This is a genomic window from Thermomonospora cellulosilytica, from assembly GCF_014138835.1.
Taxonomy (GTDB): Bacteria; Actinomycetota; Actinomycetes; order Streptosporangiales; family Streptosporangiaceae; genus Thermomonospora; species Thermomonospora amylolytica.
The window spans coordinates 3411669-3436065 of sequence record NZ_JACJII010000001.1 but is presented as its reverse complement, the minus strand read 5'-3'; the positions used below and the strand labels follow the sequence as shown (position 1 = coordinate 3436065).

Annotated in this window: 18 protein-coding genes; 10 read left to right on the top strand and 8 right to left on the bottom strand. The window is 71.6% G+C overall.

Annotated elements, in window-relative coordinates; all coding sequences use genetic code 11:
• Nucleotides 1-155 precede the first annotated feature (155 nt).
• From HNR21_RS16280 to HNR21_RS16270, 3 genes are all read left to right on the top strand, one after another.
• Nucleotides 156-863 (top strand): Clp protease N-terminal domain-containing protein, encoded by a 708-nt coding sequence (locus HNR21_RS16280; RefSeq protein ID WP_182705879.1) that lies wholly within the window; start codon nt 156-158, stop codon nt 861-863.
• A gap of 157 nt (nt 864-1020) precedes the next feature.
• Nucleotides 1021-1587: a thioredoxin family protein gene (locus tag HNR21_RS16275; RefSeq protein WP_182705878.1), complete on the top strand. Its 567-nt coding sequence runs from the start codon at nt 1021-1023 to the stop codon at nt 1585-1587.
• A 77-nt stretch (nt 1588-1664) separates the two neighbouring features.
• On the top strand, nt 1665-2585 hold the full coding sequence (locus HNR21_RS16270) for a YwqG family protein (RefSeq protein ID WP_182705877.1): 921 nt from the start codon (nt 1665-1667) through the stop codon (nt 2583-2585).
• A gap of 19 nt (nt 2586-2604) precedes the next feature.
• On the opposite strand, the gene HNR21_RS16265 is transcribed toward HNR21_RS16270, so the two are convergent.
• The 3 genes from HNR21_RS16265 to HNR21_RS16255 all read right to left on the bottom strand — a co-directional run bounded on the left by HNR21_RS16265 (nt 2605) and on the right by HNR21_RS16255 (nt 7029).
• Nucleotides 2605-2955 (bottom strand): hypothetical protein, encoded by a 351-nt coding sequence (locus tag HNR21_RS16265; protein WP_182705876.1) that lies wholly within the window; start codon nt 2953-2955, stop codon nt 2605-2607.
• Nucleotides 2956-3322: 367 nt separating this feature from the next.
• Entirely contained in the window at nt 3323-4678 is a 1356-nt protein-coding gene (locus HNR21_RS16260) for an APC family permease (protein ID WP_182705875.1), read from the bottom strand.
• Nucleotides 4679-4938: 260 nt separating this feature from the next.
• On the bottom strand, nt 4939-7029 hold the full coding sequence (locus HNR21_RS16255) for a DNA gyrase/topoisomerase IV subunit B (protein WP_119727851.1): 2091 nt from the start codon (nt 7027-7029) through the stop codon (nt 4939-4941).
• A 336-nt stretch (nt 7030-7365) separates the two neighbouring features.
• On the opposite strand from HNR21_RS16255, the gene HNR21_RS35320 reads away from it, so the two are divergent.
• Entirely contained in the window at nt 7366-7596 is a 231-nt protein-coding gene (locus HNR21_RS35320) for a DUF7455 domain-containing protein (protein WP_119727850.1), read from the top strand.
• 120 nt (nt 7597-7716) lie between these two features.
• Nucleotides 7717-8472: a YaaA family protein gene (locus HNR21_RS16250; RefSeq protein WP_119727849.1), complete on the top strand. Its 756-nt coding sequence runs from the start codon at nt 7717-7719 to the stop codon at nt 8470-8472.
• Nucleotides 8473-8514: 42 nt separating this feature from the next.
• Here HNR21_RS16250 and HNR21_RS16245 read toward each other — a convergent pair whose 3' ends face one another.
• The 4 genes from HNR21_RS16245 to HNR21_RS16230 form a co-directional block, all read right to left on the bottom strand.
• Nucleotides 8515-9414 carry a hypothetical protein gene (locus HNR21_RS16245; RefSeq protein ID WP_233359005.1) on the bottom strand — a complete coding sequence of 300 codons (900 nt, stop codon included), beginning with the start codon at nt 9412-9414 and terminating at the stop codon, nt 8515-8517.
• Nucleotides 9415-9669: 255 nt separating this feature from the next.
• Nucleotides 9670-11313 carry an RNA polymerase sigma factor gene (locus HNR21_RS16240; RefSeq protein WP_119727847.1) on the bottom strand — a complete coding sequence of 548 codons (1644 nt, stop codon included), beginning with the start codon at nt 11311-11313 and terminating at the stop codon, nt 9670-9672.
• A gap of 246 nt (nt 11314-11559) precedes the next feature.
• The gene (locus tag HNR21_RS16235; protein ID WP_182705874.1) at nt 11560-13665 is read right to left on the bottom strand and encodes a SpoIIE family protein phosphatase; all 2106 of its coding nucleotides are present in this window, start codon (nt 13663-13665) and stop codon (nt 11560-11562) included.
• Between the two features lie 496 nt (nt 13666-14161).
• Nucleotides 14162-14734, bottom strand: coding sequence for an HhH-GPD-type base excision DNA repair protein (locus tag HNR21_RS16230; protein ID WP_119727845.1), 573 nt, complete (start codon nt 14732-14734; stop codon nt 14162-14164).
• A gap of 250 nt (nt 14735-14984) precedes the next feature.
• Here HNR21_RS16230 and HNR21_RS16225 point away from each other — a divergent pair, with 250 nt between their 5' ends.
• A complete protein-coding gene (locus tag HNR21_RS16225; RefSeq protein WP_182708668.1) occupies nt 14985-16217 on the top strand; it encodes an FxsB family cyclophane-forming radical SAM/SPASM peptide maturase in 1233 nt (410 codons plus the stop codon).
• 14 nt (nt 16218-16231) lie between these two features.
• Entirely contained in the window at nt 16232-17575 is a 1344-nt protein-coding gene (locus HNR21_RS16220; protein ID WP_182705873.1) for an HEXXH motif domain-containing protein, read from the top strand.
• On the opposite strand, the gene fxsT is transcribed toward HNR21_RS16220, so the two are convergent.
• Nucleotides 17572-20097, bottom strand: coding sequence for an FxSxx-COOH system tetratricopeptide repeat protein (gene fxsT / locus HNR21_RS16215; protein WP_312881057.1), 2526 nt, complete (start codon nt 20095-20097; stop codon nt 17572-17574). The genes HNR21_RS16220 and fxsT overlap by 4 nt on opposite strands.
• Nucleotides 20098-20504: 407 nt before the next feature.
• On the opposite strand from fxsT, the gene HNR21_RS16210 reads away from it, so the two are divergent.
• From HNR21_RS16210 to HNR21_RS16200, 3 genes are all read left to right on the top strand, one after another.
• Nucleotides 20505-20678 carry a hypothetical protein gene (locus HNR21_RS16210; RefSeq protein WP_182705871.1) on the top strand — a complete coding sequence of 58 codons (174 nt, stop codon included), beginning with the start codon at nt 20505-20507 and terminating at the stop codon, nt 20676-20678.
• 484 nt (nt 20679-21162) lie between these two features.
• Nucleotides 21163-22809, top strand: coding sequence for an MFS transporter (locus HNR21_RS16205; protein ID WP_182705870.1), 1647 nt, complete (start codon nt 21163-21165; stop codon nt 22807-22809).
• A gap of 105 nt (nt 22810-22914) precedes the next feature.
• On the top strand, nt 22915-24396 hold the full coding sequence (locus tag HNR21_RS16200) for a VMAP-C domain-containing protein (RefSeq protein ID WP_182705869.1): 1482 nt from the start codon (nt 22915-22917) through the stop codon (nt 24394-24396).
• The last annotated feature ends 1 nt before the right edge of the window (nt 24397 follow it).

Below are 24397 nucleotides of genomic sequence, written 5' to 3'. Positions count from 1 at the left end.
CAGGGGGTGCCCGGCGGCGTCCGCGCCTGCCGGCCGCACGGTGGCACGGAACGAGCGTAGGCCGGACCTTCGAGATTAGTCAACTATTCCAGTATGAAATATAGGAGCGTCAACGCCAGGTTGACGATCAAGGCTCGTCAACCTATGGTTGACGCATGACACAGCCACGGATCCGGCTCGACGATCTGATCGAGGCCATCAAGAAGGCGCACACCGACGTGCTCGAACAGCTGTCCTCGGCGGTCATCGCCGCCGACCACCTCGGCGAGGTCGCCGACCACCTGGTGGGGCACTTCGTCGACCAGGCCCGGCGGTCCGGCAAGTCCTGGACGGAGATCGGCCGCAGCATGGGGGTCTCCAAGCAGGCGGCGCAGAAGCGCTTCGTGCCCAAGGGCGAGGCCGTGACCATGGACCCGAACGAGGGGTTCAGCCGCTTCACCACGCGCGCCCAGAACGCGGTGATGGCGGCGCACACCGCCGCCCAGGAGGCCGGCAACGCCGAGGTCACCCCCGACCACCTGGTGCTGGGACTGCTCAGCGAACCCGAGGGCCTGGCCGCCAAGGCCATCACCGCCCAGGGCGTCACGCTGGACGACGTACGGCAGGCGGTGACCTCGCGGCTGGGCCCGGCCGTGGAGGACCCGCCCAACGTCGTCCCCTACAGCGCGCAGGCCCGCAAGGCGCTGGAACTGTGCTTCCGGGAGGCGCTGCGACTGGGCCACAACTACATCGGGACCGAGCACATGCTGCTCGCCCTGCTGGAGCAGGAGAACGGCCAGGGCGTGCTCACCGGCCTCGGCATCGGCAAGGCCGCCGCCGAGGACCACGTCATCGCCATGCTGAACTCCATCAAGGGCGCATGACACCGCCGATCGGCGTTTGCGAGGCGTGGGCGGCGCTCCCGCCGGCCGCCGTCATCCTCGTGGCGACCTGCGACGACTGGACGGGCGGCCGGCCGTCCCCGTCCGCCGCGCGCCCCGCGGCGGACGGGGACGGCGCGCCTGATGCGAGGATGGCGGTATGGCCATCGCTTCGTTCATGGTTCCGCTCGGCTCACCGGCACCGGACTTCACGCTCCCGGCGATCGACGGCGGAACGGTCTCGCTGAACGACCTGTCCGACGCGCCGGCGCTGCTGGTGATGTTCCTGTCCAACCACTGCCCGTACGTGCGGCGGGTGGAGGAGACCCTGGGCAGGGTCATCGCCGGCTACCAGGACAAGGGCCTGGCCGCCGTCGCCATCTGCAGCAACGACGTCGACAACTATCCCGACGACGGTCCCGGGCACCTGCGCGAGCAGGCCGAACGGGCCCGGTTCACGTTCCCCTACCTGGTGGACGAGAGCCAGGAGGTCGCCAGGGCCTACCGGGCCGTCTGCACTCCCGACTTCTTCCTGTACGACCGCGACCGGCGGCTGGCCTACCGCGGCGAGTTCGACGGGGCCCGGCCGCGCAACGAGGTGCCCTCCGACGGCGCCTCCCTGAGCGCGGCCATCGACCGGGTGCTGGCGGGCGAGCCGGTCCCCGAGCCGCACACCCCCAGCCTGGGCTGCGGCATCAAGTGGAAGCCGGGCAACGACCCGTCCTGACGTCCGCCACGCTCACCACGCCCACCGTGCCGGGCACCCGATGACCGGCGCCCGGCCGCACACTCCCCGGGAACCACATGACCGACCTCGACCAGGAGTTCGCCCGAGCCCGCGCGAGCGCCGTCCGCCATCTGGGCGAGGACCTGGGTGAACGGATCGCGGCCCTGGGCAGGGCCGGTTTCCGCCTCGACCTGCCCGAAGACGGCGAGGAGACCGGCCGGGACGAACACGGGGCGCCACAGGGCGGCTCTCGTCTGGGCGGCGCGGCCCTGCTCGCCCCGGGCATGCCGTGGCCGACGTTCCGCGACATCCCCATGACCCTGCTGGCGGTGCTGGACCTGGCCGAGTTCGTCCCGCTGCTCAAGGACGAACTGCCGGACGGGGCGGCCGACCTGGTGCTCAACTTCTTCCACAGCGACCCGAACGTGCACCTCTACGACGGCGGCGTGAACTTCTGGGCCGACCCCGGCACATGGCGGGTGGTCGCCGCCGCCAAGAGCGAGGCGACGGTGACGGCCGCTCCCGAACCGGCCGTCAGGTTCCGCCCCGCTCCGGTGCGGGCCGTTCCGTTCGCGACCTACCCCGAGGCGGAGGAGCCCATGGTGGACGCGCTGATCAGCGGCCCCAGCGGCGACCGCTTCGACTTCGACGTCTGGAACGACCTGTCGGCCCGCTATCGCGCCTGGTTCCAGGAACTGCCCTCGTACACCCGGTCCGGCAGGCACCAGGCGTTCGGCTGGCCGTGGATCCTGCACCACTCCCCCACGGACGAGGGCCTGCGCAACCTCGCCGAACGCGACCCGGCGGCCGCCGCCACCGCCCCGCCGCCCGAGGACTGGCGCCTGCTGTTGCAGCTGAACTCCGACGGCCGCGTCCTCACCGAGGAGGGCAAGGCGTGGTGGCAGTGGGCCGACTTCGGGGAGCTGCACTTCGTCATCCCCGCCGCCGACCTGCGGGCCGGGGACTTCTCCCGGGTCGAGGCGGCCGTGCAGGGCTGAGCCGCGGACGACGAGGCCCTCACGCGGACGCCGGCCGGGGCCGGGGAGCCCGCGCCGCGGCCGCCCGTTCGGCGGACGCCGCCAGGGCCTCCAGCAGACGCGCCGGGCCCGCCTCCCGGACGGTCCCGTAGCAGCGGACGATCAGCTCCCCCTCCGCACCGGGGTCGAAGCGCCCGTCCGTGAAGCATCCCGCCGCCGTCAGCCGCCGCACGACGCGGGCCCGCAAGTCGAGCGAGGCCGCGTACACCGCCGCGTCGATCAGCGCGACGGCCGCCCGGGCGTTGCGCCCGCAGTCCCCCTCGTCGACGCGGTCGATCCGCCGGCGGGCGTGGGCGCGCAGATAGTCCGCGATCATCTCGGTCCGCGTCAACGCCTCCCCCAGCCCGCACCGCCTCAACGCGACGCCTCGTCACTTTACGATCACACTAGGTGCCGGGATCGCCGTGGCACGGCGTTTGACGATCTCCAGAACGTCCGCCGTACCGCCGTTGACGCCGCGTGCCGGACGACGCGCCCGCACAGCGCGGGAGCGTGCTCTCTCACGAACCCGGTCGGCCGAGATGAACGGGCAGCCCACCGCGCAGAACACCCGGTGCTCTCTCAAGAGCCCGGTCGGCCGCCGTCCCCGACCCGGTCAAGCCGGGCGCGAGGACGGACCCGTGAGCGCGCGACACGGTGGTCACGGGCGGCACCGCCCTCGCGTCCCGCTCGAAGGCGGGGATGACCCCCGGGCGGCTTCAGCGGTCGGTGGAGATCTTGGCCGGGTCGATGTGGTCGATCTTGCCCACGATGACCCGGTTGATCAGCCACAGCGCCGCGCCCAGCGCGACCAGCACGGCGGCGCGCAGGTAGACCTCGGCGTCCCGGCCGGTGAGCGGGGAGGCCAGGAACAGGGAGGCGACCGCGCCCAGCACCGGCATCCAGGTGGGCGCCCGGTAGTGGCGGTGCTCGACGCGATCGCGGCGCAGCACCAGGACGCAGATGTTCACCACCGCGAACACGCACAGCAGCAACAGCACCGTGGTGTCGGCCAGGCCCCCGACCTCGCCGGTGCTGACCAGCAGGACCGCCAGCGCCACCGTGAACAGGATCGCCGGCCACGGGGTCGACCGGGTCGGATGCACCACCGCGAACACGCCCGGCACGATCCGCTCCCGCGCCATCCCGTACACCAGCCGGGACGCCATGATCATGTTGATCAGCGCGGTGTTCCCCACCGCCAGCAGCGCGATCAGCGCGAAGAGCTTGGGCGGGAACGCCAGCCCCGCCACCTCCACCACCTCCAGCAGCGGTCCGGTGGAGGCGCGCAGCCGCTCGGTCGGCACCAGCATGGTCGCGGTGAACGCCACCGCCATATAGATCACCACCGCGACGGCCAGCCCGCCGAACAGCGCGAACGGGTAGTCCCGCGCCGGCTCCCGGGCCTCCTCGGCCAGGTTGACCGAATCCTCGAAGCCCAGCAGCGCGTAGAACGCCAGCGCCGTCCCGCCCAGCGCCCCCATCAGCGCCCCGGTCTGCGGATGGAACTCCAGCGCCCGCCCCGGCTCGCCGTCCCCGGTCAGCAGCGCCCACCCGCCGATCGCGATGATCACCAGCAGCCCGAACGCCTCGATCAGGGTCAGCGTCACGTTCACCCGCATCGACTCGGAGATCCCGGCGAAGTTGACCACCGTCACCAGCCCGAGGAAGATCAGCGCCCCCACCAGCACCGGCAGCGTCACGAACTCCGCCAGGTACCGTCCCCCGAACGCCCGCGCCGCCGCGCTGGCCGAGGTGATCCCGCTCATCATCACCGTGAACGCCACGATGAACGTCACGAACGGCACCCCGAACGCCCGGTTCACGTACAGCGCCGCCCCCGCCGCCCGCGGATACTTCCCCACCAGCTCGGCGTAGCTGGTCGCGGTCAGCGCCGCCAGCACGAACGCGATCAGGAACGGCAGCCAGATCGCCCCGCCGACCTCCCCGGCCACCTGTCCCACCAGCGCGTAGATCCCGGCACCGAGGATGTCCCCCACCACGAACAGCACCAGCACCTTGCGCCCGATGACCCGCCGCAGCGCCCCCGCGGCATGAGCACCCGAATCAGCCATCCCAGGCTCCCGGCTCGACAAGAACGCCCCTGTGACCGTGCTTGCGAGGTACCCCCCACCCCCACTCCGAACCCGCATCCCGCAGCGTTCGTCCACCGATCCGTGCGACATCCGCACCGGCTCCGGGGCCGGCCGTGCACCACGCGAATCCGCTGGCGAGCGCCTCCCACGAACACGCGGAATACCGGTCGTCCGGCTCGGCGCCCTACAGCATCCGGCCCGGTGGAGCGGGGCTCCACCGGGCCGGGGCGTCGGGTGGGTCAGGTGTCGATGCGGTCGGCGTCGAGTTCGGCGGCGCCGGCGGTGATGAACTCGCGGCGGGGGGCCACCTCGCTGCCCATCAGCAGGTCGAAGATGCGGGAGGCCTCCTCGGCGTCCTCGATGCGGATGCGGCGGAGCATGCGGTGGCGGGGGTCCATGGTGGTCTCGGCGAGCTGGTCGGCGTCCATCTCACCGAGGCCCTTGTAGCGCTGGACGGGCTCCTTCCAGCGGATGCCGCGGCGCTCGAACTCCACCAGCTTCTTGCGCAGCTCGGCGTCGGTGTAGCAGTAGACGTACTTGTCCTGCCCCTTCTTGGGGTTGGTGAGCTGGATGCGGTGCAGCGGCGGCACCGCGGCGAAGACCCGACCCGCCTCCAGCATGGGGCGCATGTAGCGGTAGATCAGGGTGAGCAGCAGGCAGCGGATGTGCGCGCCGTCGACGTCGGCGTCGGCCATCAGGATGATGCGGCCGTAGCGGGCCGAGTCCAGGTCGAAGGTGCGGCCGGAGCCGGCGCCGACGACCTGGATGATGGCGGCGCACTCGGCGTTCTTGAGCATGTCGGCCGTGGAGGCCTTCTGCACGTTCAGGATCTTGCCGCGGATCGGCAGCAGCGCCTGGAACTCGGAGTTGCGGGCCAGCTTGGCGGTGCCCAGCGCGGAGTCGCCCTCGACGATGAACAGCTCGCTGCGGTCGTCGGTGGTGCGGCAGTCCACCAGCTTGGCCGGGAGCGCGGAGTTCTCCAGGGCGTTCTTGCGGCGCTGGTTGTCGCGCTGGGTGCGGGCGGCGATGCGGGCCTTGGCGGCGGCGACGATCTTCTCCAGCACCGCGCGCATCTGCTGCTTGGCGCCGCGCCTGGGGTTCTCGAACGCCTCCCTGAGGGCGTTCGCGACGACCTGGGAGACGATCCGGGTGGCCGCCGAGGTGCCCAGCACCTCCTTGGTCTGGCCCTCGAACTGCGGCTCGGGCAGCCGCACCGTGACGACGGCGGTCAGGCCCTCCAGCACGTCGTCCTTGGTGACCGGCTCGTCGCTGTTGCGCAGCAGCTTGGTGGCGCGCAACTGCTCGTTGACCGTGCGCACCAGGGCGCGGTCGAAGCCGGTGACGTGGGTGCCGTGCTTGGGGGTGGCGATGACGTTGACGAACGACTTGCAGACGGTGTCGTAGCCGGTGCCCCAGCGCAGCGCCACGTCCACCTCCAGGGTGCGCGCCACGTCGGTGGGGGTCAGGTGGCCCTGCTCGTCCAGCACCGGGACGGTCTCGGTGAAGTGGCCGCTGCCCTGGATGCGGATCACGTCGCAGATCGGCTCGTCCTTGGCCAGGTACGAGCAGAACTCGCTGATCCCGCCCTCGAACTTGAAGGTCTCCTCGACGGGCTGCTCGCCGCGCTCGTCGCGGACGGTGATCTCCAGTCCCGGCACCAGGAACGCGGTCTGCCGCATCCGGTCCATCACCAGGTCGCCGTCGACGACCGCGTCCTTGAGGAAGATCTGCAGGTCCGGCCAGAACCGCACCCGGGTGCCGGTGACGTTCCGCGGGATCTCGGCGATCCGCCGCATCCCGGACTTCTTCTTGAACCGGCGCTCGGGGCCGGGCGCGGCGAACTCGCCGGGCAGGCCCCGCTTGAAGCTCATCGCGTGGGTGTGGCCGTCCCGGTCGACCTCGACGTCCAGCCGCGCCGACAGGGCGTTGACCACGGAGGCGCCGACGCCGTGCAGGCCGCCGGAGGCGGTGTAGGAGACCCCGCCGAACTTGCCGCCGGCGTGCAGCCTGGTCATCACCAGCTCCACGCCGGGCAGCCCGGTCTTGGGCTCGATGTCCACCGGGATGCCGCGGCCGTTGTCGCCGACCTCGTAGGAGCCGTCGGCGTGCAACGTCACCGTGATCTTGGTGCAGTAGCCGGCCAGCGCCTCGTCCACGCTGTTGTCGACGATCTCCCACAGGCAGTGGATCAGGCCTCGGCTGTCGGTGGACCCGATGTACATGCCCGGCCGCTTGCGGACGGCCTCGAGCCCCTCCAGCACCGACAGATGACGGGCGGAGTAGGCGTGGGGATCCTCGTAGGCGGGTGCTTCGGCGGTCGCGGCGGTCAACGTGCTTGCGCTCCTCGGGGGTCAGGGCATCGGGCAGAAGGCTACCCCTGCCCAGTGACATTTCACTCCCAGGCTCGCCGCCCCGCCGCACCGCCCCCCGGCCTGTAGCCCCGCCTCGGGCGGTCTCGCCGGGGCACCGGCCGCAAGATCGCGCACGGTGTGTACCACACGGGCCGGAGCGACGATGCAACGGCCGGAGGACTGTCGCCGAACATCATGTGACATCGGTCACTTATGAGGCCATTCCGCTCTGGGCGTACTGGCATACGGGTTGGGAAGCCCCAGGTGGGGTTAGATGTTGTCCTAAGTACCGACCCCGAGACTGAGGAAGGTGCCGTGACCGGAGCCCTTGCCCCAACCAAGCCGCTTACGGCCGCCGATCGGTGTGACCGTTGTGGCGCTCAGGCCTACGTTCGTGCGGTCCTTGTAGGCGGCGGCGACCTTCTGTTCTGCGCCCACCACGGGCGTAAGTACAGTGCGTCGCTCCGTGCCTCTGGGGCGGACATCCACGACGAGACCGACCGACTGAGGGAAACCCCGGCCGCCGCTCGCGAGGATGAGCGGTAGCCCTTCGATACAGCGGCCCGCCCTCGGGCCCGCGCAGGCAGCCGAACGGCGGTCATCGGAGACGATGGCCGCCGTTCGTCCTTGATCCGTACCGTCGATCCATCGCACACCGGGGGGAACGTGCTGATCGCATTGCCGCCGTCGGAGAAGAAGTCCGGCGAGGGCGACGGCCCGCCGCTGGACCTGGCGGGCCTGAGCTTCCCGGAGCTCAATCCGATCCGGGAACGCGTGCTGGCGACCCTGGCGGAGGTCTGCTGCGAGGACACCGCCTCGCAGGTGCTGGCCCTGCCGCCGTCGCAGTCCGCCGAGGCCCTGGAGCGCAACCGCAGGCTCTACGAGGCCCCGACGCTGCCGGTCTCCAGGCTCTACACCGGCGTCCTGTACGACAACCTGGCACTGGGCGACCTGGACGAGGCGGCGCTGCGTGACGCCGAGGAGCGGATCGTGGTGCTGTCCGGGCTGTGGGGCGCGCTGCGGCTCACCGACCGCATCCCGCCGTACCGGCTGGCGATGGCGGTCTCGCTGCCGCCGCTGGGCAGGCTGGCGGCGCTGTGGCGGCCCGCGCTACAGGAGGCGCTGCGCCCGGAGGGTCTGGTGGTGGACATGCGTTCGGCCCCGTACGCGGTGGCGTGGCGCCCGGCGGTCCCCACCGTGACGGTACGGGTGTTCCGCGAGCGCGTGCTGCAGGGCGTCCCCAAGCGCACGGTCGTGAGCCACATGGCGAAGGCCACGCGCGGCAAGGTGGCCCACGACCTCCTCAAGGCCGGGGCCGACCCGGCGTCCCCCGAGGAGTTGCTGAAAGCGGTCTGCGACCTGGGCTACACCGCCGAGCTGAACGACGGCGGCGCCAACCTCGACGTCATCCTGCACGCCTGACCCGTTCGTCCGGGGACGCCCCCCGGAGCCCGGCGGCGGCGATCAGGAGACGTCCAGGTTGAGGTTGCGGCAGGCCTTGACGTACTGGTCGGTCTCGTCGCCGAGGTAGCGCCAGGGCAGCCCGCTCGGCCGCCCGTAGGTGCGGATGAGGTGCTGGCGGGCGGGCCGGCGCGCGTCGGCGAGGTAGAAGGCGGCGCCGAACATGTTGTGCGCCTCGATGGTGCGCGGATGCGGGGCGTGGCCCTCGAACCAGCCCCGTGCGGCGGTCTCCACCTCACGGCACTCCTCGGAGCCGAACCACGACGAGTGCCCGCGGATGATGCCGGACCGTTCCTGCACGAAGTACTCGAAGTAGGCCAGCGGGATCAGCGCCGCCCGCGGGTCCTCCAGGGAGGCGCTGCTCATGCCGATCCGGGCGAAGTCGAACATCTCCTCCGTCGTCCCGCCCCACTGGGGGGACAGGGTGACGACCCGGGCGGCGTGCGCCCCGTACGAGGTGGGCCACCGGCGGTACGCCTGCATCCACAGGGCGTCCTTCTCCTCCCGGCCCACGTCCAGTCCGAGGACCATCCACATCATGGACTCCCACGGGACGGGGTCGTCGGGGAAGAGCTCGGCCGCCCGCAGCAGCGGATCATGGGCGGACTTCAGGCGTCTGGTGTAGGCGGTGTATCCGGCGGCCTGGACCGAACGGGCCCGGGCGTCGGGACGGATCCGCCAGGCCTCCTCGACCCGGGTGCGGCCCAGCCACAGCCACAGGTCGGGGTTGCGGGGGTCCTCGGCGAGCAGGGCCTCGATGCCCTGGCTCCCTCCGGCGGCGGCCTTGGCCAGGGCCTCCACCCGCAGTGAACGCAGCTCGGGGTCGGCGCGGCTGCCCGCCAGCACGGGGACGGCCGCTCTGAGACGACGCTCGTGTACGGCGTCGACGGCGCGGTCGAGCACGGGATCCTGCCAGGGACGACCGCGGATGAGGCGTGCGGCGCGAGGTCGTGCGCCAGCGGACCGGGACGTCCGGTCGACCTCCGTCACTCCCATAGCGGGGAGCGTAGGGAGATCCGGCGCATCCGGGGCTACTACCGTGTAAACAGTGTGTTACATGCCACACGGCGTCTTGACACGAACATTTTCGTCATGTCAAGCGCAAGGTGGTGCCCTCCGGACGCGCCATCCCACGGGACGGCGCGCCGGCGGGGACACTCAGTCGAGGTAGTCGCGCAGCACCTGCGACCGCGACGGGTGACGCAGCTTCGACATGGTCTTGGACTCGATCTGCCGGATGCGCTCCCGGGTCACCCCGTACACCTTGCCGATCTCGTCCAGGGTCTTGGGCTGGCCGTCGGTCAGCCCGAACCGCATCGACACCACGCCCGCCTCACGCTCGCTGAGGGTGTCGAGCACCGAGTGCAGCTGCTCCTGCAGCAGCGTGAAGCTGACCGCGTCGGCCGGGACGATCGCCTCGGAGTCCTCGATCAGGTCGCCGAACTCGCTGTCGCCGTCCTCACCGAGCGGGGTGTGCAGCGAGATCGGCTCACGACCGTACTTCTGCACCTCCACGACCTTCTCGGGGGTCATGTCCAGCTCGCGGGCCAGCTCCTCGGGGGTCGGCTCGCGGCCCAGGTCCTGCAGCATCTGCCGCTGCACGCGGGCGAGCTTGTTGATGACCTCGACCATGTGCACCGGGATGCGGATGGTGCGCGCCTGGTCGGCCATCGCCCGGGTGATCGCCTGCCGGATCCACCAGGTGGCGTAGGTGGAGAACTTGAAGCCCTTGGTGTAGTCGAACTTCTCCACCGCGCGGATCAGGCCGAGGTTGCCCTCCTGGATCAGGTCCAGGAACAGCATGCCGCGCCCGGTGTACCGCTTGGCCAGCGAGACCACCAGCCGCAGGTTGGCCTCCAGCAGGTGGGACTTGGCGCGGCGGCCGTCCTCGGCGATCCACTCCAGGTCCTCGCGGTCCTCGGGCGACATGTTGTGGCCCTCGGTGGCCAGCCGCTCCTCGGCGAACAGCCCGGCCTCGATCCGCTTGGCCAGCTCCACCTCCTGCTCGGCGTTGAGCAGCGGGACCTTGCCGATCTGCTTGAGGTAGTCCTTGACCGGGTCGGCGGTGGCGCCGGCCGCGGCGATCTGCTGGGCCGGAGCGTCGTCGTCGTCATCGGTGATGACCAGGACGTCCTCTTCGGCCTCGAGGTCCTTGGCGACCGGCTTGGCGGTCTCGGCCGCCTCCTCGTCCTCCAGCTCCTCCTCCTCGACGACGTCCTCGACCACCTCGTCGGTCAGGTCGACGTCGAGGTCGAGGTCGTCGTCGAGGTCGGTCACCTCGACGTCGTCGAGCTCGGGCTCGTCCTTGGCCGGGGCCGCGGCCTTGGCGGCGGGCGCCGGCTTGGCCGCCGCCTTGCGCGCCGGGGCGGCCTTCTTGGCCGCGGTCTTCTTGGCCGGTGCGGCCTTCTTCTTGGCGGCCGCCCGGCCGGTGCCGCGCGCGGCCGGCTTGGCGGGCGCCGTCTCGGCGGACCCCTCGGCCGCGTCGTCGACGACGGCGGTCACCGTGTCGGGCTGCTCCTTGGCAGCGGCCGTGGTCTTGCTCTTGCGCCCCGCCGACGCCGCGCGCTTGCGCGGGCGTTTCGGCGCTGCGGAGTCGGCAGCGCTCACCATGACGGTCACACCCTCCTTGCTGAGGCTCCGCAAGATGCTGGAGGCCTTCGACACGGGGATGTCGGCCTCCTCGAACGTACGGCGTACGTCGTCGGCTTCGAGGTAACCCTGGGACCGTCCACGCTCGATCAGTTGCTCGATGACGTGCTCGTGCAGATCTGACGCTTTCGAGGTCGAGCTTGCAGGCGACACAAATACCTCTCGAACGAACGTGTGGCTATGACCCAAGTGCCCGGCGGGCGTGACCCCGCTTGTGACGGAGCCTCGAGCAGCTCGCACTCGGCAGGGCCGGACTGATCGCGCGGCACCGCAGCGTACCCGCTCTCACCAAGGTCAAGCATTCTGGCACGGCCGCGCTTCCCGCTTCGAAGAGTCCTGCCCGGTACCACACCACCTTAGAGGGCACCGAGTGGTCCTCCGAACGGTCCGCGCGTTGGATCACCCCGTACGGGGCGGGACGTGCAGGGCAAGCACGGTCACGTCGTCCACCTGCTCGTAACCGGCCAGCATCCGGTCGACCAGGAAGTCGACGAGTCTCTCGGGATCGGCCACCACCTCCGGCGGCGCGCCCGCCGCGACCGTCACCAGTTCCTCCAGCCCGGCGTCCACCCCCCGTCTACGGTTCTCCACAAGTCCATCGGAGTAGAACACGACAGTGTTGCCGGTTTCGATGGAAAAACTTGTCTGCTGCCGCTGCGAGGGCCAGCCGAGCGGCGTCCCGGCCTCGTGCGCGCTCAGCCGGGCGGGCAGGTCGCCGCCCAGCAGCAGCGGCGGCGGATGCCCGGCGTTGCTCAGCGTGCCCTGCCCGGTCTCCGGGTCGAGCACCGCGTAGGCGACCGTGGTGAACTGCTCCTCGTCCTCGGTGGCCGAGAACAGCCGGTCCAGCCCGGCCAGCACCGCCGCGGGCCGCGGGTCGTTGAGCGCCAGCGCCCGCAGCGCGTTGCGGACCCGGCCCATCCCGGCCGCGGCCAGCACGCCCTTGCCCATCACGTCGCCGACCGCCACCGCCAGCCGGTCGTCGGGCAGCCGGAACGCGTCGTACCAGTCCCCGCCGACCTGCACGTGCCTCGTCGCCGGGTTGTAGCGGGCGGCCAGCCGCATGGTGGGCACCTGGGGCAGGTCGCTGGGCAGCAGGCTGCGCTGCAGTTCCTCGGCGGTCTTGTGCTCGCGCTCGAACAGCAGCGCCCGCTCCACCGCCAGCGCGCACTGGCCGGCCAGCGCCTCCAGGAAGACCCGTTCCTCCTCGGTGATCTCGCGCGGCCGGGTGAAGGAGAACCGCAGCGCCCCGATCGGCGCCCCGGCCGCCAGCAGCGGCAGCCCCACCCAGGCGCGCTCGCCGGGGAACATGGCCGGCTCCTCCCGGCCCAGGTGCAGCCGGAGCTGGTCGGGCGTCCCGGCGGTGAACGGGCGGCCCTCGCGCACCGCCACCGACATCACGGTGGGCTCGTGCACCGGGATCGACCCGCGCAGCCCGGCGGAGCCCTCGGCGTCCGGCCCGGCCGGGGTGACGATGCTCAGCCGCAGCTTGTCGTCGTCCAGCAGCGCCACCGCCGAGTGGTCGGCGCCGATCGCCGACCGGCCCACCTCGGTGATCACCTGCACCACCTGGCTGACCGTCAGCGCCTCGGCCAGCATCGAGGTGGCCTGCTGCAGCCGGGCGGTGCGCAGCGCGGCGGCCGACAGCTGCTCGGTCAGCCGGCCGCGCATCTCCTCGGCCTCGCGCTGCCCGGTGACGTCGGTGTTGGCGCCCACCCACTCGATCACGGTGTCGCCCCGCCAGATCGGCACCGCGCGCACCTCGAAGTGCCGGTACGCCCCGGTGCGGGTGCGCACCCGGTACCCGGCCTCGAAGATCCGGTTGTCGGCCACGCAGTCCCGCCAGGCCGCCTCGATCTTCGGCCGGTCCTCCGGATGCACCACCGCCAGCCAGCCGCCGGCCGCGTAGTCCTCGACCGACTGGCCGGTGATGTCCCGCCACTCCGGGGCGTCGTCGGTGACCGTGCCGTCGGCGGAGGTCACCCACACCACCTGGGCGCTGGCCTCCACCAGCGACCGGTAGCGCTGCTCGCGGCGGCGCACGGTCTCCTCGGCCAGCCGGCGTTCGGTCACGTCCAGGGCGGTCAGGACGACGCCGGTCAGGCGGTCGTCCGGGTCCCGGGAGGGGAACCAGGAGCAGGCGAAGTGACGGGGGCGCGCCCCGTTCTCACCGGCCGGCGGCAGCACCAGGTCCACGTCGGTGATGGCGGGCTCCCCGGCCAGCACCCGGCGCAGCGCCGCCTCCACGGTGACCGCCACCTCGTCGGGCAGCGCCTCGGCCGGGCGCAGGTCCAGCAGCTCGCCCGGGGTCCTGCCGAACGCCTCGGCCAGCGCCTCGTTGACCCGCCGGAACCGCAGCCCGGCATCGAACAGCGCCAGTCCCACCGGCGCCTGCCGCAGCAGCGTGGCCAGCAGGGCGGAGTCGGTCGCGTCCGGATCGGTCGCGTCGGGGTCGGCCGTGCCCGCCCCGGAGGGCCGGGGACGCGGAACGGACGTATCGGCGTTCACGTTCGACACCTCCGAATCCGCGTCCTTCGCTCTCCGGCCAGCGGTGCTCATGCTCAGCAGCCTTCCGTACAGCAGGGCGGCCCGTACCGTGAGGCAAGTCTTCATCACTTTGCGTGAATGGGAGCAGGCTAGCGCCCCCGCCTCCATCACAACACCGGTCGGAAACAGGTCTTCATCATCCCGAGGGTTCCGCGCCGAAGGAAGCCCCGTTCGGCACTGTGTTCGGATCATCGCCGGCCGCCCCGCCCGGCCGCCCGGACGGCGACCGGCCTCCCCATGCCCCGCCGGACCGCCCGCAGGACGGATCACGGCGGCGGAACGCCCGCCCGGCGATCCTATGCCGCCCGGCCGCGCGCGGGGAGGACTTGACCGATACGCGCACGGCCCGACCGTCCGGATCCTCCCTCGTCGGGCCCCGCGATGGCCGGTTCCGGCCATCGTGACGGTACGGTGACGGGCGGATTTCGGCGTTCTTGCGGGGCGATGACGGATCCGGTCAACCGGCGGCCCCAGCCGCCGCCTTCAGCCCCTGCTTGTATTCGCGCACCCGGGCCAGCGACTCCGCGTCCACCACGTCGGCGACCGAACGGTACGAGCCCTCCTCGCCGTAGGTCCCGGCCGCCTCCCGCCAGCCCTCCGGACGGACGCCCAGCCGCTTGCCGAGCAGCGCCACGAAGATCCGCGCCTTCTGCTCCCCGAACCCGGGCAGCGCCGCCACCCGCTCGTACAGCTCCTCGCCGGTCGCCGCGTCCGCCCAGACCCGCCCGGCGTCCCCGTCGTACCGCTCGGCGATCTCCCGGCACAGCGCCTGCACCCGCTTGGCCATCGCCTTGGGGTAGCGGTGCAGGGCGGGCCTGCGGGCGAACAGCTCCTCCAGCGCCTCGGGGTCGCAGGCGGCCAGCTCCGCCGCGTCCGGCTCGTGCCCGAGCCGCTCCGCCAGCCCGTACGGCGCGGCGAAGGCCCGCTCCAGCGGCACCTGCTGGTCCAGCAGCATGCCGATCAGCAGCGCCAGCGGATCCCGGCCGAGCAGTTCGTTCGCCCGCGGATCGATCGGCAACGTCAACGTCATGAGGTCCTCCAGTCCGTCCCACCATCATGCCGTGCCGCTCCCGTCACCCGCCCACGGAGGAGCATTTGCACCCGGTACGCGTTATTTGTCCATTGACAAATCGCGACCAGGCTGGTGACGGCGGGTCTTTCACCGGCCGGCGGTTTCCTCAGGTTTGGCGATACCGGAAATAGGTGCATAAACCTATGGGCAGGGGACGGCGGCGCAGCGTCGCGCTGACATCGGACCGTGGAGGTGGATCAGCGTGACCATGTCCGCCGCCCCTGCGGGCGCCGCGACCGAGTGGCCCGCCGACCTCGACGTCCAGGCACTGCTGGAGTCCGGCTGGCGGCCCACCCCGTTCCACCAGTTCGTGCTGAAGATCCACAGCCGCTGCAACCTGGCCTGCGACTACTGCTACATGTACGAGATGGCCGACCAGGGCTGGCGGCGGCAGCCCCGGCGGATGACCCGGGCCACCATCGACCGGGTGGCCGGGCGGATCGCCGAGCACGCCCGGACCAACCGGCTGCCGCGGGTGGAGGTCATCCTGCACGGCGGAGAGCCCCTGCTGGCCGGCCCGGACCGCATCCGCTACGCCGTGGAGACGATTCGTTCCACCGTCGACGCCGAGACCTCCGTGGCCTTTTATCTGCAGACGAACGGCGTACTGCTCGATTCGATGTTCCTGCGCCTTTTCGACGAGCTGAACGTTCATGTCAGCGTGAGCGTGGACGGCGACGCGGAGGGGCACGACCGGCATCGCCGGCGGGCCGACGGCCGCGGCAGCCACGCCCAGGTGACGGCCGGGCTGCGGCGGCTCACCGCGCCCGCCCACCGGCACCTGTTCAGCGGCCTGCTGTGCACCGTCGACCTGGCCAATGATCCGGTCGCCACCTACGAGGCGCTGCTGGCCCACCGGCCTCCGGCGATCGACTTCCTGCTCCCCCACGGAAACTGGGACACCCCGCCGCCGGGCCGGACGCCGGGGTCGCCCGACACGCCCTACGGGGACTGGCTGGCCGCGGTGTTCGACCGCTGGTACGGGGCCCCGGTGCAAGAGACCAGGGTACGGCTGTTCACGGAGATCATCCGGCTGCTGCTCGGCCGGCCGTCGCGCAGCGAGTCGATCGGGTTGTCCCCGGTCGTGGTCACCGTCGTGGAGACCAACGGCGGCATCGAGCAGATCGACACGCTCAAGTCGGCCTACGAGGGCGCGACCGCCACCTCGCTGCACGTCTCGACGGACTCGTTCGACTCGGCGCTGCTGCTGCCGCGGATCGCGGCCCGCCAGATCGGGCACCGGGCGCTGGCCGCCGAGTGCCGGGCGTGCCCGCTGCGCAAGGTCTGCGGCGGCGGGCTCTACACGCACCGCTACCGCAGCGGGTCGGGTTTCGCCAACGCCTCCGTGTACTGCCCCGACCTGATCCGGATCATCACGCACATCCACCGGACCGTCGCCGAGGACCTGGCGGCGCTCAAGCACACCTCCCGCGAATCCTGAAGGCGGCCTCTCCCATGAGCTCCCTGCCCGACGAGATCGTGTCCCTGCTCGCCGCCGGCCAAGGCGGCGCACCGGCCGTCGGCCGCCTGGCGACGGGCCAGGCCAACAAACGCGTGGTGGCGCTGGCGGCCGTGGTCTCCGCCGCGGCCGAGAGCGGTCATCCGGAGGCGGCACAGGCACAGCGCTCCCTCACTCTGCTGAAGGAGATCGAGCAGACGCACAGGGCCGAGGCCCGCAGCGTCCTGCTGTACCCGTCGGTGGGGATCTGGTCGCTCCGGGCGCTGCGCTCGTTGGCCGGGAAGGTCTCCCCCACGGAAGCGGTGAGACCTGGGGCCGGGCTGGCGGCCTTGGCCGCGGCCGCCGCAGTCAAGGCCGGGCACCGGTGCACGGTGGAGGTTCCGGTACGGGACGGTGCCGTCGTCCTGCCATCGCTGGGGCGTGCGCTGGTCCGCGGGCGGAGCGCGCTGGTGCGGTCGGGCCCCGACGGCGCCGTGGTGACCGCCGGGGACACGACCGTACGGATTCCCGATGATCCTCACAAGGACGGCGAGGGCTGGGAGTCCCTCCGGCGGCTCGACGCGGAGAGCTCCGGGATCCGCTTCCAGGTCCTGCTCGACGACATCGATCCCGACCGATGGTTCGGGGCCGAACCCCTGTGCGAGCGGCTCGGCCCCGAAGAGGTGGAGCACTGGCGCGACATGCTCGGCGGGGCCTGGCGGATCCTGACGACCAGGCATCCGGTGACCGCGGAGGAGATCGCCGCCTGCGTCACCTCGCTGACGCCGCTCCATGCGACCCGGGGCCTGCACACCAGCGGCACCCCGACGCACGCGTTCGGGACCGTCGGGCTGTCCACGCCCCCCGATCCCACCTGGCTCGCGGCCACGCTGGCCCACGAGGTCCAGCACACCAAGCTGACGGCGCTGCTGGACGTGCTCCCGCTGATCCGGCCCGATGACGACAGCCGCTACTACGCGCCGTGGCGGGAGGACCCGCGTCCCGTGCACGGCCTGTTGCACGGCGTGTACGCCCACCTGGGCCTCGCGGCGTTCTGGCGGCGGGAGCGCCACGAGGAGTCCGGGGAGCGGGCGCTGCACGCGCACAGCGAGTTCGCCCGTTGGCGGGGGGCGACGGAACTGGCCGCCCGCACGCTCGCCGGCAGCGGCCGGCTCACCGCCGCGGGCCAGGAGTTCGTGGCCCGGGTGCGCGGCACGCTGCGTCCCTGGCTCACCGAGCCGGTGCCCCCGGCGGCCCTGGACCGGGCGCGCCGGGACGCCGAACGCCATCTGGCCCGGTGGCGCCGCCGGCACGGAGAGCCGCCGGTCATCGGCACCAGCCCGGCGGAGGGCCGGCTCTAGATCGGCGGCGGGTCGAAGTCGGCGTCCAGATGCCGGCGTTCGGCCGCCACCACCGCGTCCGGATGCTCCAGGCCGAGCGTGCGGGCGTAGGCGTCCATGGTCTCCTCGAACAGCCGCCCGGACTCCTCGATCTCGCCCGCGTCCCGCAGGTCGACCGACAGGTTGGCGGCGCAGGCCAGCGTCATCGGGTGCGACTCGCCGAGCACCGCGCGGATCCTGCGGAGCGTGCCGCGCCCCAGCCGACACGCCGCCTCGACCTCGCCCAGCGCGGCCAGGTCGCTGGCGAGGTTGCTGGCGACCGTCAACGAGTAGTGGTGGTCGCGCCCGAGCTTGTTCTCCAGCCCCACCAGGGCCTTCTCGTTGATCTCCCGGGCGGCCTTGCAGGCTCCGCAGACCCGCCGCAGCACCGCCAAGTTGCCCTGGCAGCCGTGGTTGAACGGATGCTCGGCACCGTAGACGCGGGGGTAGCGCCGCGCTGTGTCCTCGGCGAGTTCGAGCGCCGCGTCCAGCATGCCCACCGCCCGCTGGATGTTGGTGAGCGCGATCGCCGCGGCCAGGGTGTCGGGATGGTTGAGGCCGAACAGCCGCACGTGCCGGGCGTGCACCTCCTCGGCCAGCTCCATCGACCTGTCGTAGTCGCCGATGCGCCGCCAGGCGATGGACAGGTCCTTGCCCGTGCGCAGCGTCCACGGGTGGTCCGGGCCCAGCTGCTCCACGCCGTAGGCGTAGGCGTCCTCTCCCAGGTCGCACGCCTCGGCGTAGTCGCCGCACAGCCGTACGGCACGGGCCAGGCCCGTCCACGCGTTCAGGGTGGTGGCCGCACCGCCGACCTTGGGGTCCTGCAGCCGGAGGTAGACCTCCTCGTGCAGATCCCGCGCCTCGAGGTACCTGCTGTTGAGACCGTGGTCGAGCGCCAGGCTGTTCATCGCCCGGATCGTCTCCAGGTGGCCGTCGGTGAACAGCTCCCTGTGGCGCTTGAGCGAGTCGGTGTCGTGGTCCAGCGCGTAACGGAAGTCGCCGTGCGCGCGCAGGTCGGCGCCCAGCGAGTTGATGAGGCGGACCGTCACCTCGCTGTCCACGTTCTTGTGCCGGGCGTCGGCGAGGGCCTGCTTGTTGAGCTCGTACGCGGCGCCGTACTCCCCCAGCGCCCGCAGGATGATGCCGAGGCGCCAGCGCGCGCTCAGGATGCTGGTGTCGTCCTGCACCTCGTCCTCGGTCCACCGGTCGAGCAACTGGTTGACCATGATGCGGGCGGAGGAGTAGTCGCCGGAGGCATACAGGTAACGCACCACGTTCAGGGCGAACTCGCGCACCTTGGGGTCCTGGTTCTCGCGCACCCCCGACGGTCCGATGTGGCCGACGAGCTGCTGGTACCGGTCCCAGTTGGTGACGTTCTCGGGGTCCTCGGGGGCGGAGGCGACCAGCAGCGCGTGGACCTCGGTCCGCTTGCGGGCCCGTTCCTCCTCGGGCAGCTCGTCGCGCAGCAGCGCCTGCACCAGCCGGTGCACCTGGATGGTGCGGCTGGTGGGGTCGATCCGGACCAGGGCGTAGCGGCCCAGTTCCCCGATCGCCCGGGCCAGCCGGATCGGATCTTCGATCAGGGTGGAGAGCCTGGGGCCCAGCGCCGGATGGGACCGGGAGAAGACGTCGCGCGGGATGGGTTCGGGGCTGAAGAAGGCACAGCACCGCAGCAGTTCCACCGCCTCGGGCATCCGCTCGGTCAGGCTGGCGACCGACAGCGCCCAGGCGGCCGTCATCGACGCCGGGTACTCGCTGGGCTTGCCCTGGGCCAGCAGCTGGCTGGTGCGCTCGCGGAGCAGGTCCAGGTATTCGGAGACCGACATGCCGGTCTCCGCCTGCAGGGCGCCGGCCTGCTCCAGGGCCAGCGGCAGGTCGCCCAGTTCCTCGGCCAGCCGGTCGGCGTCGGCCGGGGTGATCGAACGCCGCACCCGCTTGGTCAGGAACTGCACGCTCTCCTCGCGGGAGAACACGTCCACCGGAACGGTGTCGACGACGCCCTCCCAGCGGTGGTTGCGGGAGGTGATCAGGACGTGCCCGGGACCGTGCGGGACGAAGCCGGTGATGTCCCCCGGCTCGTCGGCGTTGTCGAAGATCAGCAGCCAGCGCGCGTAGGGCTCGCCCCGGCGCAGGGCGTCCAGCACCGCGTTGGCGGCCTCCTCGGTCCCGGTGGTGGTGGCCGGCGGCAGTCCCAGCCGCGGGGCCAGCGCCGCCAGGCTGGACCGCACCAGGATCGGCTGGTCGGCCGGCACCCACCAGACCAGGTCGTAGTCGGACCGGTAGCGCCAGGCGTACTCGATCGCCATCTGGGTCTTGCCGACGCCGCCCAGACCGTGCAGGGCGTGCGGGACCACCGCGGTCACCTGCCCGGTGATGCCGCGCCGCAGGGTCCGCAGCAACTCTTCCCGCCCGGTGAAGTTCTTGTTGCGCGGTGGGATCTTCCCCCAGACCTCGGGGATGCCGCCGGACAGCCGCGCGACCCCGGCCGAATGCTCCACCGTCACGCCCACCTCCGCATTTCCGGATCGTCCGGACGACCGGCCCTTACACCGCATCGTAAGCTCGGATAACCGACTGTCCCATAACGAAGTGGCGGCGATCGTGCCATGCGCTACAGTTCCGCCCGGACGGCGCCGGACAACCGACCGCCAATGCAATACGGCTTTCCCTTGCCGACGATTTTGACCGACCCGAAACAGCGGCGGAATGACCGGTGAACGCACAGCGCCACGGGAGGTCGGCGCGTCGTCTCGGCGTACGGAGAAAATCATCCTCCGGACCCGGATCACCGATCACGCCCCCATGGCCAGTGCCCCGGAATTCTGTCAGAATGTCCAGTCGGACATACGTCCCGGCGGGCCGGCTCCGCGCGGATCATCCGCACCGTCCCGCCACCAACCGGGGAGGAAGAATGACGAACCCGGCGGCGACACCGCTCCCGATCCTGGCCGACGCCCGCGAACTGTCCCTGGGCGACCTCGACCAACTGCCGGAACTGGCCACGCTGACGGAGGTGCTGCGCGACATTCTGACCACGTCGGCTCATTACACCGGGGCCACCTTCGACAGCGGCCTGACCGACTAGTCCCCGATCCGCGGACCGCACGAGGCCCGTCCCGCACGTACGGGCGATGCGGTCGGCCGCCACCGACCCGCAGGGGTGCCGGCGGGCCCGCCGAGCCCGCCGTGCCCGGCCGCCGTGATGCCACCGCTCGGATCCGGCGGAGATCTCCGGCGGCGCCGTGGCGCCGTCGGATCGCGGCCCGCAGCCGCTCGGCGGGCAGGGCAACGCGATCGTCGCCGCCCACCCTCGAGCCGTATCGGATTCGTTCAATATTGGACAGATTCCACATCATCCCGGCCGGAGTCCGCTACCTTTGAGCACGCTGTCCCGGCCGCGTTCGCGGTGGCACCGCTAAATCAGCGACGGCCTGCCCATATCACCGTATGTGGCCGTTTTGTCACGCGTTCCACCGGGTCGGTGCGCATCCAGGCGACACTCCGTCCCGGATACGGAAACGTCCATGGGCCCGCTATCGCGGTCAGGCGGTCAGGGAGAGTGCGGGCAGGTGGCCGACCGCGACGCCGAGGAACTTTCCGGCGAGCACCCCGCATCGCCGCGTCTGCCCGGTTCCTTCACACTGTTGTGGAGCGGATCGGCTTTTTCGCAGCTCGGCGCCATGAGCGCGTCCATCGCCAATCCGCTGCTGGCGCTCGCGCTCACCGGATCGCCGGTGTTCGCCGGCTGGGTGACCGCCGCGGCGACCTTTCCCAGCCTGCTGCTGCATCTGCCGGCCGGAGTGCTGGTGGACCGCGTCGACCGGCGGCGGCTGATGATGTTCTGCCAGTTCGCCCGGATGCTGGTCGCGCTGCTCCTGGTCATCGGTCTGAGCCTGACCCACGACCCCTTTTTGCTGATCGCGGCGGCGGTCCTCGACGGGCTGCTGTCGGCGCTCTACAACGTCGCCGAGGTGCCGACGATCCGGCAGGTCGTGCCCGACGCGTTACTGCCGCATGCGATGGGCCGGAACGAGGCGCGCAGCCATGTGGCGCTGCTGCTCGGCCGGCCGCTGGGCGGCTTACTGTACGACCTGGGCCGGCTGCTGCCGTTCGCCGCCAACGCCGTGTGCGCCCTGATCTCCCTGGTGACCCTGCGTTTCGTGCGCACCGGAGAGCAGGAATGCGCGCCTCACGACGGCGACCCCCTGAGGCGGGAGTTCCGCGACGGCCTCTCCCGGTTGTGGAACGACTCCTTCCTGCGGCAGATCCTCATCGTCTGCGCCATCACCAACGTGGCCTTCCAGACGCTCTTCCTGCTGCTCGTCGTGCAGGCCGAACGCCGGATCGACTCCGCCGCCATGATCGGGGTGCTGTTCACCGCCTCCGGCCTCGGCGGCGTGCTGGGCGCGATGGCCGCGCCCCGCGTCGTGCGCCGTGCCATGAGCGGCCCCGAGTCCAGCCGCATCGTGCCGGTCTGCGTCCTCGGCTGGGCGGCGCTGACCGTGTTCGTGGTGGTGTTCGACCATCCGCTTGCGGGCCTGGCCGCCTGGGGCGGCATCAGCTACATCGGCGCCCACATCAACGTGGCCCTGGCCGTCTACCGGGCCCGTGTCGTTCCCCGCCGGCTGCTGACCAGGGTCGCCAGCGTCAACTCCTTCGTCACCCGCGGCGCCGTCCCCCTGGGCGCCATGATCGCCGGCTATGTGGTCTCCAACCTGGACACCCGGAAGTCCGCCATGGCGGTCGCCCTGGTCGCCTGCGCGGTTGCCGTCTGGAGCAACGCCCAGCGATTCGCCCGCAGGCCGGAGCCCCTTTCTCTGGTGCAGGCGCACACCCCGCAGGCGTCCCCGGACGTCTGCTCCGGACCACAGGACGCCGACCACCCGCAGGAGCGGCCGGCGGACTGCGGGACAGCGGACGACGTCGGCCACGGGCCGGATGGCGGTCCCCGGGAGCCGGAGCACGGCCCGCCGAACCGTAGGGACACCTCGGCCGTGCCGGTGGAAGTGCCGAGCGAGTGGGTCGACGCCCCGCATGAGCCCGGCGCGCATCCGGTGACGGTGTCCGGTCCGGCGCCGGAGCCCTTCTCACAAATCGGCCATAAAGGCGTATACGGACACCCGGAAAAGCATGCATACCGGATTGATCAGAGCGAATCGACACTGCGATTCCATGGCGGTGAGGCCGATATGTCCCGCAAGTCATTAGATCCTTAATGACGGCGCGTACGATAACGGGCCAAGGGGGAGGACCAGGCATTCACGTCACCCGGACGGCCCGCCGCGCCGTGCGCCCGTTCCGGGAAAGGAGGCTCGGCCACGGTGGTCCGATCACTGGGGGTAGAGGATCAGTTGCGCCTGGTCAAGGCCTTCTACCGGCTGGACTGCATGCGCGATCGGCAGGACCGGGACCACTGCATCCGGCTGCTGGAGAAGAAGCTGGGCTATCCGCTGCCCGTGCTCCGCCATCCGCGCGATTTGTACGACGTGTGGCATTTGGTCGACACCTGCCTTGCCTACCCTGGGGCGGTCCGCCGGCTGGCGGAGGTCGTCGAGGTCTTCCACCAGGGCAGTGTGCCGATGCAGGAGCTGAACGAGCTGATCGGGGAGTTCTTCCCGGAGCCGCTGCTGCTCGCGGAGGAGCGCGAGCGGCTGCACACGCTGACCGCCGGGCTGTCCGAGCGGATCACCGGCGTCGATTCGGCCGCCGTGCACGCCCTGTACCGGCGTGCGGTGGGACCGGTCGGGCCCGCGCTGCCGGGCGGGAGCGGCCACGTGCGCCAGGCGCTGGACCAGCTGGAGGACCTGACCACCGACCAGAACGGAATCCCTCCCCTGCTGTCGTTCGTGGAGGAGCTGGCGGCCGTGGCCGGAGAGCCCGCGGCCCGGCGGCTGCGGGCCTGGGCGGCGAAGGTCGCCGAGCGGCTGGGAGTGGACCGGCAGGACGTTCCCAGGGCGCTGCCGCCCGCGGCCCGGCGAGGGCGGTCCGAGCGTTCCCGCGCGTACCTGGTCATCAAGTTCCAGCTGGACGCCCTGCGGGCGGACCGCTACCGGCCCACCGCGTGGCTGCAGCACGAGGGGGAGCCGGGGGCGATGCTGCGCTGCGACGAGGATCCGCTGCCCCTCACCGGCCTGCCCCGGCTGGTGGAGGAGCTGCTGACCGAGGACCACCAGGTGGTCAACCGGGCCGCCGTGGACCTGACGGTGGAGTTCTTCCTGCCGCGGCGCCTGCTGCACTATCCGCTGGACGAGATCCGCATCACCATCGGCGGGCTGGAACGCCGGCTCGGCATCGAGCATCCGGTGGTGGTGCGCAGCCTGGACCGGCTGGAGCACCGCGCGCTGCACCACAACTGGCGTCGCAAGTGGACCCGGCTGGTGGGCGATCCGGCCGACGTGGCGGTGTGCCTGGTGTCCCGGCCCGGGGAGGTCACCGGCGAGGCGTTCTACAACCGGCTGCTGTCGGACGACTCGGCGCTGTGCGTGGCGCTGTCCTTCCCGCCGCGTTCCGATGCCGCCGCGGGCGCGGACGAGATGTGGGCGGGGGTCCAGGCGGGGACGCCGATCGTGGCCTGGCCCCGGTCGCCGCGCGACCCCGCCCGGTTCGCCGCCGAGATCCAGGAGCTGGTCGACCAGGGGGCGATGTACCTGCCGGAGACCGTGCTGGCGCTGCGCCGCAGCGCACTGCGGGAACAGACCACCGGGGCCGCCGACGACGACCATCTCGGCTTCCACCTGACGCTGTTGTTCGACGACGCCGACCGGATCCCCGAACCCCGGGGCCGGCTGGGTGCACCGGCCTGAG

What these genes read in the sequence shown, in the direction of transcription:
- HNR21_RS16225 (WP_182708668.1), top strand. Translation starts at nt 14,985, where the DNA reads ATGTCCGCCGCCCCTGCGGGCGCCGCGACCGAGTGGCCCGCCGACCTC.
- HNR21_RS16280 (WP_182705879.1), top strand. Translation starts at nt 156, where the DNA reads ATGACACAGCCACGGATCCGGCTCGACGATCTGATCGAGGCCATCAAG.
- HNR21_RS16230 (WP_119727845.1), bottom strand. Translation starts at nt 14,734, where the DNA reads ATGACGTTGACGTTGCCGATCGATCCGCGGGCGAACGAACTGCTCGGC.
- HNR21_RS16270 (WP_182705877.1), top strand. Translation starts at nt 1,665, where the DNA reads ATGACCGACCTCGACCAGGAGTTCGCCCGAGCCCGCGCGAGCGCCGTC.
- HNR21_RS16260 (WP_182705875.1), bottom strand. Translation starts at nt 4,678, where the DNA reads ATGGCTGATTCGGGTGCTCATGCCGCGGGGGCGCTGCGGCGGGTCATC.
- HNR21_RS16275 (WP_182705878.1), top strand. Translation starts at nt 1,021, where the DNA reads ATGGCCATCGCTTCGTTCATGGTTCCGCTCGGCTCACCGGCACCGGAC.
- HNR21_RS16210 (WP_182705871.1), top strand. Translation starts at nt 20,505, where the DNA reads ATGACGAACCCGGCGGCGACACCGCTCCCGATCCTGGCCGACGCCCGC.
- HNR21_RS16220 (WP_182705873.1), top strand. Translation starts at nt 16,232, where the DNA reads ATGAGCTCCCTGCCCGACGAGATCGTGTCCCTGCTCGCCGCCGGCCAA.